The sequence below is a fragment of the Gordonia sp. UBA7860 genome (genome assembly GCF_002500165.1).
Classification (GTDB): Bacteria; Actinomycetota; Actinomycetes; order Mycobacteriales; family Mycobacteriaceae; genus Gordonia; species Gordonia sputi.
The window spans coordinates 1-18,560 of the sequence record NZ_DLSO01000008.1 but is presented as its reverse complement, the minus strand read 5'-3'; the positions used below and the strand labels follow the sequence as shown (position 1 = coordinate 18,560).

Annotated in this window: 10 protein-coding genes; 8 read left to right on the top strand and 2 right to left on the bottom strand. The window is 65.5% G+C overall.

Annotated elements, in window-relative coordinates; all coding sequences use genetic code 11:
- A partial coding sequence (locus B3T59_RS01105; RefSeq protein ID WP_287001287.1) for a non-ribosomal peptide synthetase occupies window positions 1–10,014 on the bottom strand: 10,014 nt, incomplete at its 3' end.
- A gap of 442 nt (window positions 10,015–10,456) precedes the next feature.
- On the opposite strand from B3T59_RS01105, the gene rplN reads away from it, so the two are divergent.
- From rplN to B3T59_RS01085, 4 genes are read left to right on the top strand one after another with little or no spacing between them, the layout of a single operon-like run.
- Window positions 10,457–10,825: a 50S ribosomal protein L14 gene (gene rplN / locus B3T59_RS01100; RefSeq protein WP_005208410.1), complete on the top strand. Its 369-nt coding sequence runs from the start codon at window positions 10,457–10,459 to the stop codon at window positions 10,823–10,825.
- A 1-nt stretch (window position 10,826) separates the two neighbouring features.
- Window positions 10,827–11,144 (top strand): 50S ribosomal protein L24, encoded by a 318-nt coding sequence (gene rplX / locus B3T59_RS01095; RefSeq protein ID WP_005208409.1) that lies wholly within the window; start codon window positions 10,827–10,829, stop codon window positions 11,142–11,144.
- A 1-nt stretch (window position 11,145) separates the two neighbouring features.
- Window positions 11,146–11,724, top strand: a complete 579-nt coding sequence (gene rplE / locus B3T59_RS01090) for a 50S ribosomal protein L5 (RefSeq protein WP_005208408.1) — start codon at window positions 11,146–11,148, stop codon at window positions 11,722–11,724.
- Entirely contained in the window at window positions 11,724–11,909 is a 186-nt protein-coding gene (locus tag B3T59_RS01085; RefSeq protein WP_005170384.1) for a type Z 30S ribosomal protein S14, read from the top strand. The genes rplE and B3T59_RS01085 overlap by 1 nt, the downstream gene beginning before the upstream one ends.
- A 130-nt stretch (window positions 11,910–12,039) precedes the next feature.
- Here the strand turns inward: B3T59_RS01085 and B3T59_RS01080 are convergent, their stop codons facing one another.
- Window positions 12,040–13,473 carry a Fis family transcriptional regulator gene (locus B3T59_RS01080; protein ID WP_287001286.1) on the bottom strand — a complete coding sequence of 478 codons (1,434 nt, stop codon included), beginning with the start codon at window positions 13,471–13,473 and terminating at the stop codon, window positions 12,040–12,042.
- A 188-nt stretch (window positions 13,474–13,661) separates the two neighbouring features.
- Between B3T59_RS01080 and B3T59_RS01075 the strand changes: the two genes are divergently transcribed.
- The 4 genes from B3T59_RS01075 to B3T59_RS01060 form a co-directional block, all read left to right on the top strand.
- A complete protein-coding gene (locus B3T59_RS01075) occupies window positions 13,662–15,548 on the top strand; it encodes a hypothetical protein (protein WP_287001285.1) in 1,887 nt (628 codons plus the stop codon).
- The gene (locus B3T59_RS01070) at window positions 15,545–16,102 is read left to right on the top strand and encodes a hypothetical protein (RefSeq protein WP_287001284.1); all 558 of its coding nucleotides are present in this window, start codon (window positions 15,545–15,547) and stop codon (window positions 16,100–16,102) included. Before B3T59_RS01075 ends, B3T59_RS01070 begins: the two co-directional genes overlap by 4 nt.
- Window positions 16,103–16,122: 20 nt before the next feature.
- Window positions 16,123–17,748, top strand: coding sequence for a type I restriction-modification system subunit M (locus tag B3T59_RS01065; RefSeq protein WP_287001283.1), 1,626 nt, complete (start codon window positions 16,123–16,125; stop codon window positions 17,746–17,748).
- Window positions 17,741–18,560 (top strand): restriction endonuclease subunit S (locus B3T59_RS01060; protein WP_287001282.1); only part of this gene is annotated, 820 nt, incomplete at its 3' end. The genes B3T59_RS01065 and B3T59_RS01060, both read left to right, overlap by 8 nt.

Below are 18,560 nucleotides of genomic sequence, written 5' to 3'. Positions count from 1 at the left end.
CCCGTCGGCCGCGGCATGGTGGATGAGGAGGACGAGGATGTGCTCACCCGTGGTGCCCTGCGAGATCCGCGTCAGGAGGTGTGCGCGTATCCCCGGCTGCGCCGAGATGTCGATCGGGGTGGTGCACAGGTGCTCGATCAACGCCGACGCGTCGTCGTTGTCGCTGTAGCCGAGCGGTTGCATATGTCCGATCGCGCGGTCTGCTCCGATCAGCACACCTCCGACCTGCGTACCGCCTGTTTCGGAGGGGTAGACGGTACGCAGGCCGGCGTGCCGCGACACGAGATCGACCAGTGCGTCGCGGAGCATCTGACGGTCAAGGGTTCCCGTCAGATGCAGTGTGAAGGGCATCAGGTAGTCGGTCGACGCCGGATGCGTTCGGGCAAGTGAGAGTAGTCGACGCTGCATCGGCGCGACCGGAACGACGCTGCCGCGCTGTGGAATCAGCGGATGGTGGGTGGAATCGTTTGTGTCACTTGTGTGCTCGTCCTGGCTGACGAGTGCTGCCAGCGCGGCGACAGTCGGGTGATCGAAGATTTCCCGCACACGAAGCCTGGTTCGGTCGTCGGTCCGCAGTTTCGCCGCGAGAGCGGTGGCCTGCAACGAGGTTCCGCCTGCCGCGAAGAAGTCGGTGTCTGCGCCGACGCTGTCGCGACCGATGCCGAGGACGTCGGCCATCGCGTCGGCGACCCGCTGCTCGGCTGTCGAACCGACTTCTCGCGCAACGGTCGTCGCCGGTGCGGTCGGCGCAGGTAGCGCCCGACGATCGATCTTTCCGTTGGGCGTCAACGGGAATCGATCGAGAACGACGACGCTCGACGGGACCATCTGTCGCGGGAGGCTCGCAGCAACATGTGCGATGAGTTCGCGGTCGGACAGTGAGTCGGGCGGGGTCGAGGTGACGTAGGCGACCAGGCGTGCGTCCGCGCCTTCGCCGCGCACGAGTGTCAGCGCGGCGTCGACGTCAGGATGTGACGTGAGGGCGTTGCTCACCTCGTCCGGTTCGATGCGGAAGCCGCGCACCTTGACCTGGTTGTCGCTGCGTCCGTCGAACACCAACGACCCAGCTGTGGTGCGGTGCACCACGTCGCCGGTGCGATACATGATCGCGCCACGCGCTCGTGGATCGGCGACGAATCGTGCGGCGGTCAGGTCCGGGCGGCCGAGGTAGCCGCGCGCGACTCCCGGCCCCGCGAGGTACAGCTCGCCCGGTACGTTGTCGCGCACGGGATTGAGACGATGGTCGAGAATCTGTGCAGTGCAACCGATCACCGGCTCGCCGATTGTGATCGCCTCACCGGGACTCAATGGCTGCGACATCGTCGCCACGATTGTGGTCTCGGTGGGTCCGTAGCAGTTGACGTAACGCCTCCCGGGTGCCCAGGCGGCGACGAGTTCCGCGGGCGACGCCTCACCGCCGACGCCGAGGGTCCGGAGCAGTGGCAGGGGGCTGGGTGCCGCGGCCATGAGCGCGGCCGGTGTGATGAATGCGTGCGACACGGCGTGCTCGTCGAGGAACTCGACGAGTTCGTCTCCGCCGAAGATGGTCGGCGGCGCGATGACCATCGTCGCACCCGCATCGAAGGCGAGGAGGAACTCGAGGAACGTCGCGTCGAAGCCGGGTGACGCGAAATGCAGTGTGCGATCGCCAGACTGAACGTCGTAGCGGTCCCGCTGGCTCTGGCTGAACGCGCCGATGCCCCGGTGAGTCACCGTGACGCCCTTGGGCACGCCGGTCGAGCCGGAGGTGTAGATCACGTAGGCCGCGGCGTCGGGTCGACGCGGCGCGGGGGCCGGCGGTGCCGCGCTGCCGCGATCGAGTGCTCCGGTGTCGAACCAGTGCAGGTCGGACGACGCGTCGAGCTGAGCGCTTCCGATTACCCCGTCGGTGTCGGTGATTCCGACTGCCACGTCGGAGTCGCGGAGCATGTGCTCGATGCGTTCGAGGGGGTATCGCGGATCGATGGGGAGCACCACGCCGCCCGAGCGCAGCACTGCCCAGAGCGCGGCGACGAACCGCCACGACCGGGGGAGTGCCACGGCGACAACGTCTTCCGGACCGACACCCTCGGCCCGGAGAGCGTTCGCCCAGCGTGCCGAGATCTCGTCGAGGCGCGCGTACGTCAGCGCGACGTCGCCGTCCTCAACGGCGATGAGATCACGGTGACGGGTGGCCGTGAGCTCGAGTAGGTCGCCGAGATGAACCGGGTCGGGTGACGTGATGGCAGGCTCAGCCTGTGGTGCGAGTTGATGGGTTGCGACGAGATGCTCGTCGACGCTGCGGTCGGGGTGCGCGATCAGTGCGTGGGCGAGTTCGACGAAATCGTCTGCCAGCGCTTCGATTCGGGCACGGCTGAACAGGTCGGTCGCATACGTCAGACGAAGCGTGTCGCCGCGCGACTGCACCTCCAGATCGAAACGTGCTGCGCCGGTGTCGACTTCTTCGATCTCGGTGCGCACTCCGCGCAACGCGGAATCCGTTGTGGCGAGCGGATCATCGTCGACGGTCAGCGAGATGGTGAAGATGGGGTGACGACCCGTCCGTGACGGACGTAGATCTGCCACGACGGCGTCGAACGGCATGTCCGCGTGCGAGAGGGCGTCGAGGTCAGTTCGGCGCACCTCGTCGACGAGTTCGGTCGCCGACCACGCCCCGTCGACGCGGGTGCGGAGTGCGACAGAGTTGACGAACATTCCGACAAGTTGCGCGAGACGGGGATCGGCGCGGCCCGCGACGGGAGTTCCGATGACGATGTCGGCGTCGGAGCCGCGGGTGTGCACGTCCTGGTCGGCGCTGTGGTGGCGCAGTAGAGCGGCGAGCACCGCGTGCATTGCCATGAACTCGGTGGTCGTCGAGCTACCGAGTTCGGTGAGGCGCGCACGGACGGCGCTGTCGAGGGTCACCTCGACGACATCGGCGCCGCGTTGTGCCGCTCCATCTTTCGCGGCGACATCGGGTAGCAGAACCGGGGCGGAATCGAGACCGTCGAGTTCTGCGTGCCACCACGCGGTCAGCTCCGGTAGGCGGGCATCTAGCGTGTCACGCTGCCACCGCAGGTAGTCGCGATAGTCGAGGGGGAGCGGATCTGCCGACGGTGATCGACCGTCGGACAGATCCGCGTAGGCGCCCGCGAGGTCACGCGCGAGTGGCGCCATCGACGCGCCGTCGGCGGCGATGTGGTGCACGACGACGGTCAGCTTGTGGTGGTCCGCGGCGTCGTTGAGCTGGTGCAGCGCAACGCGGATGGGCAGATCGCGGGTGAGGTCGAACGGACGCTGCGCCAACGATTCTGCGGTCACACGCCAGTCCGACGCCGAGATATCCTGCACGTCGAGCGTGAGATCGCTGCTCGTGGCCGCCACCATGGTCGGCAGTCCGTCTTGCTCGGGATAGACGGTGTGCAGTGGCTCGTGGCGGTCGATCACCCACCGGAGCGCACCCGCGAGCGCGTCGACGTCGAGTGCGCCGCGCATGTCGAGTGCGAAGGCGATCGAGTACGACGCATCGGGTGCGTCGTCGTCGGCGCCGAGCGTGTTGAGGAACCAGAGCTGCCGCTGAGCAGGTCCGCAGACCAGCTCGGTGGTCGGATCATGGTGCAGGAGAGCGTGTTGCGCAGGTGTCGCCTCTGCGCACAGGGGCGCGAGCTCCGCAGCGGTCGGATGATCGAAGACGTCGCGCACGGCCAGGCGTGAGCCGGTGTGCTGCGCGAGTGCATCCACCAGCTGTGTCGCCAGAAGTGAGTTGCCGCCGAGGTCGAAGAAGTCGTCGTCGACGCCGACGTCGGTGATTGGTCGGTCGAGTACCCCGGCGATGACGGAGCAGATCATCCGCTCGGCGTCGGAACGCGGTGCCACGGGCACGGACTCGCGTGCGGTGTCGGCGTCGCCGGGGGCGGGTAGCGCGCGCAGGTCGATCTTGCCCGCGGGGGTCCTCGGGATCTCGGGAACTGTGATGATGGCCGAGGGAATCATGTGCCGCGGCAGACGTTCTCGCAGCTTGGTGAGCAGCGCCGAACGCGCGTGGTGGTCGGCATCGACCCCGTCGAACGCGACGAACGAGATCAAGCGCGCCGTCGCGCCGTCGCCGTCGACGATGCTCACCGAGGCCTGTACGTCGTCGAGTGCGGTGAGCGCAGCGTCGACTTCGCCGAGTTCGATGCGGTGGCCACGTACCTTGGCCTGGTCGTCGGCGCGGCCGCGGAACTCGAGGCGATGATCGGCGGTCCAGCGCACCAGGTCGCCGGTACGGTACATCCGCTCGCCGGGATCGCCAAAGGGATTGGCGACGAAGCGTTTCGACGTCAGTCCGTGCACTCCGTGGTAGCCGCGTGCCAGGTGTGTGCCTGCGACGTAGAGTTCGCCGGTGGTCCCGGGTGCGACGGGGAGGAGCCGCTCGTCGAGGACGACGGTCGAGACGCCGCGGATGGGTCTGCCGATCGTGACGCGCGGCGAGTACGACGTCGTCGGGTGTTCGACGATCGGATCCGAGACCGTCGCCACGACCGTCGTCTCCGTCGGCCCGTAGGCGTTGAAGATCGTCGTGGTCTGCGCCCACCGACGGACGGCTTCGGCATTCGGATGCTCGCCGCCGATCACCAGCACCTCGAGATCCGGCACGGCGTCGGGATTCATGGTGGTCAGCAGCGAGGGCGTGAGGAATGCGTGGGTGATGCCTGCGGACCGCATCAGATCGGTCAGTTCGCGACCGGCGACGGGATCAGGTCCGACGATGCGCATCGTCGATGCGCCGGAGAACGCCATGAGGAGTTCGAGGACCGAGGCGTCGAAGCTGGGCGACGCCATGTGCATCGTGCGGCTGTCGGCGGTGAGGCCGAACTGCGACACCTGTTGTGCGGCAAAGTCGGCTAGGCCGCGATGGCTGACGACGACGCCCTTGGGTGTGCCGGTGGTACCCGAGGTGTAGATCATGTACGCGGGTTGGTCGACGGAGAGGTCGGGTGCGTTGTCGCGTTGTGGCGCTGGGGCGTCGCCGCCCGAACGGTGGATCTCGTCGAGCGTGATGGTCGTGATGCCGTCGGCCGCGGTGCCGAGTTTCGGGTGAGAGTCGACGTCGGTCAGCAGCAGGCGCGCACGGGAATCGGTCAGCATGAACTCGATACGTGCATGCGGATAGGCGGGATCGATCGGTACCCATGCGGCTCCGCATCGGGTGACCGCCCAGACCGCGCGCACCCACTGCGCGCTCCTGGGTAGCGCAATTGCGACGAAGTCCTCTGGCCCGACTCCGTTGTCGCGCAGGCACTGCGCGAGAGTCTCGGCGGCGGAGTCGAGTTCGCGGTAGGTGAGTGAGGTGTCGCCGTCCGTCACGGCGATCCGGTCGGGCTCCGAGCGAACCGCAGCCGCGAGGATCGACGAGAAGTGTTCGACGGGACGGGTTCCCACGCCGACGGCCGGCACCAGTCCGAGTCGCTCGCTCGGGTCGAGGACGGCGATGTCGCCGACCGCCAGTGTCGGGTCGTCGGTCACCGTGGTGATGATCCTGCTCAGTCGTGAACCGATACCGCTCACGGTGGCGGCGTCAAAGAGGTCGGTGGTGTAGCCGATCTCGATGTCGATGCCGGACGGTTGCCCGTGCTCGTCGGTGTGTTCGACGAAGGTGAACGAGAGGTCGAACTTGGTTGACGCGATGTCGATCGGCGAGGCCGTTGCTGTCACGCCGGGTAGGTCGATGGTGATGTCGTCGCGGTTGTCCACCGCGAGCGAGACCTGGAAGAACGGATGCACCTGGGCTGACCGCTGCGGATTCAGTTCGGTCACAAGGTGATCGAAGGGTATGTCTGCGTGGTCGAAGGCGTCGAGGTCGGCGTCGCGGATCTTGTCGAGCACAGCGAGGAACGACGAGTTCTTGTCGACGCGCGTCGGCAGTGCGAGGGTATTGACGAACATTCCGACCAGCGCGTCGAGGTCGGCGTCGCCCCGTCCGGATACCGGTGTGCCGACGACGATCTCGTCGGCGCGAGCGAAGCCGCGTAGCAGCGTGGCGACCGCGGCGTGGACCACCATGAAGAGGGTCGCGTCGTTGTCGGCGGCCAGCGTCGTCAATGCCCGGTGACGCTCGCGGGGCACGGTAATCGTCACGACGCCGCCGGCAACACCTGGGCGGTCGGAGCGCGGACGATCAAGTGGCAGTTCGGTTTCGGCGGGAGCATCGGCGAGACGACTGCGCCAGAAGTCGAGTTCTGTGCCGTCGGTGGTGGTCAACGCGGCGCGGTGGGCTGCGGCAACCGTCGAGTACTCGACGGGTAGTGGCGCCCACTCGGGTGTATGCGCGTCGACGCGTGCGCGGTAGGCGGTGGCGAGGTCGGCGGCGAAGGGCGCCAGCGACCACCCGTCCGCTGCGAGATGGTGAATGACGACGACCAGCGTGTGATCGCCGGACGACGTGCGCAGGAGCCGTGTGCGGATGGGGAAGTCGCGTGTGAGGTCGAACGGCTGTGAGGCGAGGTCGGTGGCGCGTTGCTGCATCTCGCTGACCTCGGCGACCTCGTCGTGAGGCATGTCTATCGCGGCGTCGTCGGGGGCGTGGATGTCGAGGAATGCCTGTCCGTCGTGCTCCGACACCGTGCTGCGCAGCGGCTCGTGCCGCGCGACGACGTCGTTCACCGCGGCACGCAGAGCGTCGACGTCGAGAGTTCCGACAAGATGGACGCTGAACGGAATGTGGTAGGCGACAGCAGAATCCGGGTCGAGGCGGGCAGTCAACCAGAGCCGCTGCTGCGCGGGCGACAGTGCGACCTGTCCGTCGGTCGACGCTGGGATTTCATCGACGGGCTGGGTGGCTGTGAGCTCGTCGTCGACTCCTGCTGCGCGCAGTGCGGCACTGAGCGCGGCCAGGTCGGGTGCGTCGAACACGGTGCGTAGCGGTAGTCGGTGTCCGGTTCGGCGCGCGAGGCGTGCGCTCACCCGGGTGGCCGAGAGCGAGTTGCCACCCAGATCGAAGAGATTGTCGGACAACGACACCCGAGTCGGCAGGCCTAGTACCGCGGTGACCGTCTCGACGACGGCGACCTCGAGTGCTGTCACCGGCTCGACGCGTTCGCTCTGCGACGACGTGCGCGTGGGTGCCGGGAGTGCGGAGCGATCGAGCTTGCCGTTGCTTGTCGTCGGAAGATCCGCGAGCACCGTGATCGTCGACGGGATCATATGGGGGGGAAGCTGATCGGTGAGCTCGGCGCGGAGGTCGCGGGAGTCCAGGTCATCTGTGCCCGCGACGTAGCCAGCCAGTTCGGTACTGCCGGTGGCCGCGTCGTCGAACGTGATGACGGCCGCGCTACGGACGCCGGACAACGCCGCCAGTGCCGACTCGATCTCTCCCAACTCGACGCGCTGGCCGCGAATCTTGATCTGTGAGTCGGCGCGACCGAGGTATTCGATCTCGCCGTCGGCGCGTCGGCGTACGAGGTCACCGGTGCGATACAGGCGCGCGCCGGGCTGACGCGGATCGGACACAAACCGTGCTGCTGTCAGGTCGGGACGGCTCGCGTAACCGCGGGCGAGTTGAATGCCGCCGAGGTAGAGCTCACCGATCGCGCCGATGGCTTGCGGCATGAGGTGATGGTCGAGCACGTGGGTCGACGTGTTGTCGACGGGTCGGCCGATTGGGATATCGCCTGCGTCGCTGCGGCATTCGTCGTGATAGGTCACGTCGACGGCGGCCTCTGTCGGCCCGTAGAGATTGTGCACCGGCGCGGTGGTGAGCTCGTCGATCGCACCAACCGTCGCGGGTGTGAGTGCCTCGCCGCTGGTGAAGATGCGTCGCAGCGACGTCAGTGCATCCGGGTTCGACGACTCGTCGAGGGCGAGCGCGTCGGCGAATGCCGACAGCATCGACGGCACGAAATGCAGTGTCGTGATGGACTCTTCGGCGATCACGTCGCGCAGATACCACGGATCGCGGTGGCCGTCGGGTCGCGCAACGACGAGTGTGGCGCCCGCGACGAACGGCCAAAAGAACTCCCACACCGAGACGTCGAAGGTCGCCGGTGTCTTCTGCAGCACCCGGTCGTCGGAAGTGAGTTGGTAGCGATCCTGCATCCATCGCAGACGGTTCACGATGGCGCGGTGGTCGATCACGACGCCCTTGGGCCTGCCCGTCGAGCCGGAGGTGAACAGCACGTAGGCCGGATTGTCGGGGCGGGGGGCGCGGAACTGCACTGTCGACGGTGATGGCTCGATCAGCTCATCGACGGTGACCACCGGGATGTCGGCGCCGACCCAGCCGGGTGCTGCGATGATCACCGCGGGCTTGGCGGTGTCGAGGATGTGCGCGAGGCGCTGCGCGGGTTCCGCGGGATCGATGGGCAGGAACGCCGCGCCCGCACGGATGACGGCGTGCAGTGCGACCACCTGGTCGGCACTTCGCGGGAGAGCAACGCCGACAACCGATTCGGGGCCGATCCCACGCGCGGTAAGTCCGGCCGCCGCGCTGCGTGCGCGTGCGGTGAAGGTCGCGGTGTCCAGTGTTTCGACGCCGGGTTCGATCAGCGCGGTGTGCGTGGCGGTGCTCTGCTCGAGCGCGGCGTCGAGCAGCGAGATGAGCGTCGCGTCTGTTGTCGCCACGCTGCGACCGTGCGTCACGTCGTCGATGGCCGACAACTCCGACGCCGTTGCGGCAGAGATGTCGACGACGGGCGTATCGGTGGGGGCGTCGACGAATCGTCGCAGGAAGTCGACGATCCGGTTGTGGTGCAGCGAGACGTCGTCTGCGGTGTAGACGTTCGGGTTCGCCTCGAGGTCGAGTCGCATGCGGCCGGTGAAGCCGTCGTAGACGTTGATCGACGCGTCCTCGACCGGGCCGGTGGACAACACGTTGAGTTCGGCGCGCAGCGACCCGAAGTCGATGTGCTCGAAGAACAGCATGACGTTGACCATCGGGCCGAAGAATCCGCGCCTACCGTCGGAGTCGTCGAGGATGTCGGAGGTGATCTCTTCGTGGCGGAAACGCTGATGTCGCACAGCTGTTTTGATGTCGGAGTTCATGCTTCGCAGCGCGTCGGCGATGGTCGTCGCGGCGTCGAATTCGATGCCGACGGGTAGGACGTTCGACGTGAGGCCGGCAGAGGTGCGCAGCAGGTCGGTGTCGCGGCACGCCACCGGGAGGCTCAGCAGGGCGTCGTCGCGATCGTTGAGGCGTGCCAGGCAGAGGGCGACCGCCGCGGTGATCACCGACGCGGCCCGCACCCCGTGATCGGCAGCGCGTGAACGGATGCGTGCGACGAGGTCGGCGTCGAGTTCGGTGCTCTTGACGACGGCAACCGGCGCAGCCGGTGCGCTCGCCGGCGACAGGGAGGTCGGCTCGGGAGCGTCGGCTCCATCGGGGCGCAGGCGCTGCTGCCAATGGTCGTGTGCGCGGGCGTATGCGTCAGAAGAGTGGTACGCGCGGTCGATCTCGGCGATCTGCGCCATCGTCGCGCTGGTCGACGCGGGCGCGGCGTGACCCTCGGTGATCGCGGTGTAGTGGGCGGCGACCCGGACCATCATGAACATCGCGGCATACCCGTCGAACGCGATGTGGTGGCCCCAGCAGTACCAGAGCGCGTGTGTCGGACCCATCCGCAGCAGGTACGTCTCGAGGAGCGGATCGGTGTAGACATCGACGTTGCGCGACCGGTGATCGTCGATCCATTCGAGAGCCCGCGCACGCGGGTCATCGTCGTCGGAGAAGTCGACGAGCCCGAGCCTGATGTCCCTGTCACGATCGACGACGATGCGTGGTTCGCCGTCCTCGTCGTCGACGACGCGCAGCAGCCCCGATTCGGTTTCGTTCGCGGTCAGTTGCACCGCCCGGTCCATCACCTCGGCGTCGACGTCGGCGAAGAACTCGGCGAAGGCCGCGACCGACATCGGGATGTCGGGGTCGAGTTGCTGCGCGAAGAAGATGCCGCGCTGCGCCGCGGTCAGAGGGAGCGGTCGGCTCTGCGCGTCGGCAGACATGGGCTGCCCGCCTGTGACATGTCCGCTTGTGAAATGAGTCGTGCTCACCTCGGTGCTCACTGTGCCTCCTCATGAGGTGACCGTCGCGGTCGAGCGCGGCGATCGGTCGGTGGTGGTGGCCCTGTGCCCGGTGGATCTGACCGTGCTTCGCGTGACTAAGCGCCGCAGATGGGTGCGGATTGAAGAAAAATCGAAAGCGCGGACGGTCGTGGAGAATGGCTCAGGGGTCGTCGTGGTCATGCCTCTCGGCAGCGATTTGGCCCGGACCTGCGCGTTCGCCTACACTTGTGGGGTTGCCTGCGGCGCGTTGAGCGTCGCGAATCGGCTCGCGAACCCACCCGGTGGTGCGTTGCGATCGCAAGATCGGAACAAAACCCCAGGCAGGCGTGTGTCCGGTGGTAACAGACCGTGTGCGTCGGGTCGGAAATCCGGCGTACAGATGCGGTGGCCCACCCCGGTGGATCCACCGTGTCGACGACATCCAGGTCAAGGAGACTAACGAGTGATTCAGCAGGAATCTCGCCTGCGGGTCGCCGACAACACCGGAGCCAAGGAAATCTTGTGCATCCGCGTGCTGGGCGGCTCGTCTCGGCGCTACGCAGGCATTGGTGACGTCATCGTCGCCACTGTCAAGGACGCCATCCCCGGCGGCAACGTCAAGCGGGGAGAGGTCGTCAAGGCTGTCATCGTGCGCACCACCAAGGAGCGCCGTCGTCAGGACGGAAGCTACATCCGTTTCGACGAGAACGCCGCCGTCATCCTCAAGGGTGAGAGCGACCCCCGCGGTACCCGCATCTTCGGCCCGGTCGGCCGCGAGCTGCGTGAGAAGAAGTTCATGAAGATCGTGTCGCTGGCACCGGAGGTGATCTGACATGAAGGTTCACAAGGGTGACACCGTCATCGTCGTCTCGGGCAAGGACAAGGGCGCCAAGGGCAAGGTCATTCAGGCCTTCCCGAAGGAAGAGCGTGTTCTGGTCGAGGGCGTCAATCGCATCAAGAAGCACACCGCTGCGTCGGCCAACGAGCGTGGCGCGGCGTCGGGCGGCATCGTGACCCAGGAAGCGAAGATCCACGTGTCGAACGTGATGGTCGTCGATTCCGAGGGCAATCCCACCCGCGTCGGCTACCGCGTCGACGAGGAGACCGGCAAGAAGGTCCGGATTTCCCGCAAGACCGGGAAGGACATCTGATATGACCACCACCGAAAAGACCCAGCCGCGTCTCAAGCAGCGCTACCGTGCCGAGATCAAGGATGCGCTGAACACCGAGTTCGACTACGCCAATGTGATGCAGATCCCGGGCGTCGTCAAGGTCGTCGTGAACATGGGCGTCGGCGACGCCGCTCGCGACTCGAAGCTGATCAACGGCGCGGTCACCGACCTCGCACTGATCACCGGCCAGAAGCCGGAAATCCGTCGCGCACGCAAGTCGATCGCACAGTTCAAGCTGCGCGAGGGCATGCCGATCGGCGCACGCGTCACGCTTCGTGGCGACCGTATGTGGGAGTTCCTGGACCGCCTCGTGTCCATCGCGCTTCCCCGTATCCGCGACTTCCGCGGACTCTCGGACCGCCAGTTCGACGGCAACGGCAACTACACCTTCGGTCTGAACGAGCAGTCGATGTTCCACGAGATCAACATCGACAACATCGACCGGCCACGCGGTATGGACATCACCGTCGTCACCTCGGCCACCACCGACGAGGAAGGCCGCGCGCTGCTGCGCCAGCTGGGCTTCCCGTTCAAAGACAACTCCGTGAAGGACAACTGATGGCAAAGAAGGCTCTGGTCAACAAGGCCAACAAGAAGCCCAAGTTCGCCGTGCGGGCCTACACCCGGTGCAACCGCTGCGGTCGTCCGCACTCGGTGTTCCGCAAGTTCGGCCTGTGCCGTGTGTGCCTGCGCGAGATGGCACACGCCGGCGAGCTCCCGGGCGTGCAGAAGTCGAGCTGGTGACCCAGCTCCGCTGACTTAGCTCGACGGGCGGCGCGCGCTGCGGCCGCTGGTTGAGCTTGTCGAAACCGCGACCCCGTCTCCCGTTTGGGAGGCGGGGTCGTCGGTGTTTGCGTGGGTATTGTTGGCTTGGTCATGCCGCGCCGCGCGTACCGTTGGACTCGGTGACGCCGTCGTCCACCGTGGCGAGTGCCGCGAGCGCATCGCCCAGGAGCCGTTCGATCTCGGTGGCCACGCCAGTGCAGGAGGTCTCGATCTTCAGCGCGCTCTTCTGGATCGTTCCGGCTGTCTTCTTGATCTCCTCGATCTTGCCGAGCTGCTGCAGCGCGGCCTCGATCTTCTCCTCGGCTGTCGCGATCTGCAGTGCGCCGGCACGGCTTGCCACGCTTGAGGCCGACGCCTTGAGCAACAGCATCACAGTGCGGAGCAGCTCCGCATCGTCGGTCGTGGGATCGAAGGCCATCACGATGCGCCGCTTGCCCAGCACGCGGACCGTCTCACCGCAGTTCTGCTCCGCCGTCCGAACCAGCCCGAGGGACGCGCCGGCCTGACGGTTGCGTTCGGCCTCGTCGAGGTAGTCGCTCCAGCCGTTGCGCTTGGAGTCGGTCATCTCGATCACCACGCGCGCAACGCCGTCATCGATGGTGAGTACGCCGTCGCCCTTCTTGGAACGCGGCACCGCGCCGACGATTGCGCCGGTGTCGGTGTACTCGGCACCGAGAGCGGTTGCGATAGAGGTGAGCACCTCGTGGATGCCGGCAGCGTAGGACTCACCCTTGATGGGGGTGACTTTGGCGAGTTCGGTCTTCGCGGTCTCCACCTTGATCGCAGTCGAGAGAGCATCGATCTTCTCCGACAACTCGTTGTGCTGCTTGTCGATTCGCTCGGTCAGCTTCTCCTGCCGAGTGGTCAGTTCTGCGGCGAGCTTGGCCATCGGCGACGACGGATCGCTGGGGTCGAACTGCTTGGCCGCCTTGGTGAGCAATTCGGTCGTCGACGACGACGCCTGCTTCTCGAGGTCGGCCGCGAACTTCGCCATCAGCGGAGCGAAGCGATCTACCACCTCTGGGTTCGTGCCCCCGAAGAGGCGCTTCATCTCAGCTTCCATGCTGGCTCGCGCAGCGGTCACCGACTCGTTCAACGACTTTCGTGACGCGGCCTCGGCCTCACGGAATGCCTTCTGGGCGTCCCCGGCAGCCTTGGTGACCGCGTCGGTGGCGGTGGTGACGGCCTTGCTGGTGACCTCCGCTGCGGCGGTCGTCGACTGTGTCGCCTTCTGCCCCAGATCGGTGATCATTCGCTCGATCGCCTGGGCCTCTGCGGCCTGACCTGTCGCCGACAGTGCGTGCGCCCCAATCGTGATGGCCTTCTCGACGAAGGCGTCGAGGTTGGCGTCGTCGAGGGTGGCGGGATCGTCGACGACGGGTCCGCGCTCACCGGTTGTCCAGCGGAAGGCTTCGCGGGTGACGTCCTTGTCGCGGAGGGTGATGTCGGTGATCACCACGGCCTGGTGGTCAGTGTCGAAGTGCGCTCCGCGGCTGTCGGCGGGCGGGTTGCTGGGTGTCATGTCGTGCTCCTTGTCGGGATGCGTCGCCACGGTTGGCGACGATTCGACGATGCGCCACAGCAATCGCCTCGTCCACGGTGCTAGCTGTTAAGGGGGCTTATCAGTCATGACGCTTCTCCGTGTCGGACTTGTCGCCTACTGTCAAAAGAGTCCGAATCAGCCCAGCGAGCGAACGGAGGAATCCGCTGATGAGCACCATGACGATGCAGGACGTCGCGGACCTCGCGAGCGTATCGCGGCAGGCCGTCAGTATGTGGCGCAAGCGCCCGACGGTCCGTGGCGTGTCGATGCCGTTCCCGGCGCCGCAGACAGTGGTGGACGGTGTCGAACGCTTCGACTCAGCCGACATCGTCGACTGGCTGGAGAAGACAGGTCGCGGCAACACGCCGTCGACCGACGCGGCTCTGGACGCGCCGGCGCTCGCAGTGCCCGACGGACTGACGCTTGAGGACGCGGTGACGCTGCTGTGCTGGCATGTGAGTACCTCACTGCCCCTCGACGGAACCACCGCGCATGAGCGCACGTCGCTCGCGCGCCGCTGCGACCCCCACGACTCGTACCTGCTGCGAGAAGTGAAGGCGCTGCGGCCGTCGCCCGCCGCGCTGGCCTACATCGACGCACTGGTGGACGCATCCTACGGATTTGCTGATGCGCTCGACCGCCTTGAGCGCGGACGCCTGCACCGTGGCCGTGGAACACGTGACCTCACCGGTGCGGCCTTCGAGATCCTCGGGTCCATCGTCAGTGCGGCGGTCACCTATCTCGGCACCGACGACGTGGTGATCTGCGGCCGAGGAGATCCGACACCCGCTCTCGTGCTCTCCCAACGTGTGGGTTGTCTCGCGGTGGGTGAGTCCGATGCTGATCGTGCCGCGTTCCGGCGCGCCAGGATTCGTGGGATCGACCTCGCCGACGACTCCGCACGCCCCGAGGTCATCGTGACGTCGGTGATCGGCATGGACGACGATGCTGCCCTGGATCTGATCGACGTGGTCACCATAGACCTCGCCCCCGACGATGTGGCGATCATCGTCGGCCGTTCCGGCCTGCTGGTGGATCGTCTCAGCGACGCGACACTGCGGGAGAAGCGCACGGAAACCCTGCGCGTGGGGAATATCGTTGCAGCACTACGGCTTCCCCGGGGTCTGTGGCGGCAGGCGCATCGCCAGAGTCTCGGTGTGTGGGTGTGTCGAGGTCATCTCCGACGCGAGCGCGTCGCGCTGGGAGATCTGGAGCGGGTGACCGAGACGGATCTGCAGGATCTCGGTGCCGACATTGCCGGTGCGCTGGCGGGATCGGGGCATCGCGCGTACCGATTCCTACAGCCTCTGGCGGCCAGCCATGTGCGTGGCGATGGTGCGGTGGTGCCTCGAGGGGTAGCACCGGTGCGCGTGCGGCACGCAGAGGTGCGTGACTACCTCGGACGCGTGCATGTGGCGTCGCTGGAAACCATCCGGCCTGTCGCCACGCTCGACGTGCTGGTGACGGAATCGTCTGATGGACTGCAGGTTCCACGGCGATCGCTGGGAGAACTCGCAGCACAGAAGAAGATTCAGGTCCTGCGACGGAGCCGGATCTCGGCCGCGCACGCCTCACCGGACGGAACGGTACGCGTCATGCCTGACGAGGCATTCCGGCTGGACCCGCTGGATGCACAACGGCACTATCCCACCGCCCGACGCACGCAGTCGGGAGACGTCGTCTTCGTCGAACACCCCAGCCCCCGTGCGTGGGTGGACGAGCAGGGCGGCGCTCTGGTGGCCCACCCCGCTTACATCCTGCGTCGCGTCGTGCCCGAGACCGAGGAACGTGCGCTGAACGAGCCGTACGCGGGGCCGTATCTGATTGCCGCAACCATCAATCGGTATGCCGCCGACTCTCGTGAGTGGCGCATGTGGAACGTGCCGGTGCTGCCGCCCGAGGATGCCGCCAAGCTCGATGCTGCGCTGGCACGGGTCGTCGGTTATGAACGTGAGCTCGATCGGAGGCGCAGTGCCGCAGCCGATCTCACAGTCGCTTTGACCGACGGGATCGCCGACGGCGCGATCTCGCTAAATGTGGAGGAGTGGACATGAGCATGTTTGGATACGACCCCGGGTACCGGGTTGCTCCGTTCATCGGGGTGGTGTGGGGCGAGTTGGGCAGTGAAGGTCTCGAGTCCGAGCAGGACCGTCGGCTCCTGGCGGCGGAGACGACGCGCATCGAGAACATGATCCGGCGGAGGACGCCGTCGCGGACCGAACTCTGCCGCGCGTATGCGTCGGTCACCGGATCTGCACCGGATTATCTCACCGACGTCGCACTGGTGAACTTCGCCAAGGCGCAGACCGAGCTCATGGTGCTCGATTCGCAGATGTTTGCGCTGCTCCAGGGGCGCGACGCAGCGCCGGAGCCTTTGACTCCCAGCGGGTTTGCCGTCGCACGGGCGCTTCGTGATCATGCACAGATCGCGGCCGGTGCCTACGCGGATGGGCACAACATTCTGGCTGTTGAGATCGAGTGTCGGTTGAGTATGGCGGCGGCTCAGTACCGGTCATCGGCCGAGGGGCGAGCGGAATGGACCCCATTGCGACGTGCCGCAGCCAAACGGCTGGAACGCTACCGAACTCTCACATCGAGCAACCTTTAGAAGAGAAGGGCAACCGATTCATGGCCGCAAGGCGAAAGGCGGAGCCGCAGGCACCGTCGACGATGAAGGAATTGAAGGACACGCTGTGGAAGGCCGCAGACAAGTTGCGTGGCTCGCTCTCGGCGAATCAATACAAGGACGTGATCCTGGGACTGGTGTTCCTCAAGTACGTCTCGGACGCGTATGACGAACGGCGCGAGGTGATCCGGGGTGAGTTGATCGCCGACGGACTCGACGAGTCGCAGATCGACGACCTCATCGACGATCCCGAGGAGTACCAGGGCTACGGCGTCTTTGTGGTGCCGCCCATCGCGCGTTGGGGTTTCCTCGCGGAGAACGCCAAGGGCAAGCCCGCCCACAACGGTGAGCCGGCCAAGACCATCGGCCAGCTCATCGACGAGGCGATGGCCGCGGTGATGAACGCGAACAAGTCGTTGCAGGGCACTCTGCCGCGAATCTACAACCGAGACAACATCGATCAACGACGACTCGGTGAGTTGATCGACCTCTTCAACAGTGCGCGGTTCTCCCGGCAGGGCGAGCACAAGGCCCGTGACCTCATGGGTGAGGTATACGAGTACTTCCTGGGCAATTTCGCGCGCGCGGAAGGCAAACGGGGCGGCGAGTTCTTCACGCCACGCAGTGTGGTGCGCACGATTGTCGAAGTGCTGGAGCCGACGAAGGGTCGCGTGTACGACCCGTGCTGCGGCTCGGGCGGCATGTTTGTGCAGACCGAGCAGTTCATCTACGAACACGACGGCGATCCCAAGGAGATATCCGTCTACGGTCAGGAAGCCATCGAAGAGACGTGGCGGCTGGCCAAGATGAACCTCGCCATCCATGGGATCGACAACAACGGCCTGGGTGCGCGCTGGGGTGACACCTTCGCACGAGATCAGCATCCGGATGTCCAGATGGACTATGTAATGGCCAACCCGCCGTTCAACATCAAAGACTGGTCGCGTAACGAAGAAGATCCGCGGTGGAAGTACGGTGTGCCACCGGCCCGCAACGCGAACTATGCGTGGCTGCAACACATCCTGTACAAGCTGGCACCGGGCGGCAAGGCCGGCGTAGTGCTGGCCAACGGTTCGATGAGCTCGAACTCCAACGGAGAGGGCGAGATCCGCGCGGAGATCGTGGAGGCCGATCTGGTCTCGTGCATGATCGCGCTGCCTACTCAGTTGTTCAGGAGCACGGGAATACCTGTGTGCCTCTGGTTCTTTGCCAAGGACAAAACGAAGGGTCCGCAGGGGAGTATCGACCGTTCGCGGCAGGTGTTGTTCATCGATGCCCGCGAGATGGGCTACATGATCGACCGCGCCGAGCGTTCGCTGAGTGACGACGACATCGTGAAGATCGGGGATACCTTCCACTCGTGGCGGGGATCGGCGTCGGCCAGGGCGAAGGGCATCACGTACGACGACGTGCCGGGTTTCTGCAAGTCGGTCACGATCGACGAGATCAAAGACGCCGGTTATGCGCTCACTCCTGGCCGGTACGTGGGTGCTGCCGAATTGGCGGACGACGGCGAGCCGATTGATGAGAAGGTCGCGCGTTTGAAGACCGAACTTCTCGCGGCACTGGATGAATCGTCTCGTTTGGAGAAGGTTCTTCGTGAGCAGTTGGAGCGGGTTGATGGGTGAGATCTCGCTGAGCGAACTTGCGGTGGAGAAGGGGCTTGTCGGGGGTCCGTTTGGTTCGGATCTCGTTTCCCGTGACTACGTCGAAGATGGAGTTCCGGTAATACGAGGGGGTAATGTCCACTCGAAAAATGTTGGTGGAGACTTTGTATATGTGACCCGCCGGAAGTATGAGTCAGTGTTGCTGCGTAACAGTGCAGTGCCAGGTGACTTGGTATTCACTCAGAGAGGGACTTTGGGGCAGGTATCAATTGTTCCGGAGGAACCGTATCGTGCGTACGTTGTTTCGCAGAGTCAGATGCGCCTTCGTCCCGATCCGCGAGTTGCGGACGGGCAGTATTTATTCTACGCATGCAGCACGGACAGGTTTAAGCGCGTCCTCCTTGATAACGCAATCGCGACAGGTGTTCCGCATATCAACCTCGGGATTTTGGCGAGGATGAGAATCCCGTACTTCTCGCTGCCTGAACAACGCGCGATCGCTGATGTGTTGGGCGCAATTGACGACAAGATCGCCGCGAACGCGAAAGCACGAAGGGCGGCCGCGACTCTCGCTCACGCGGTGTTCTCGCGTGCAATTGTTGGTGCTCAACGGCATTCGCCGCTCGGCGAGCTTGGAAAAGATGGCCAGGTCGAATTCGGCGACGGGTACCGGACCAAGAAGTCAGAGCATGCGGACGACGGGTACGCCATTGTGCGGGCAGCAGATGTCAGAGACGGTGCTGTTACGACAAACGGAACTGATCACGTATCGCGCGCATTCAGTCGCCAGATAGGCTCGAAATCTGTACGAGTCAACGACTTAGTGATGACGA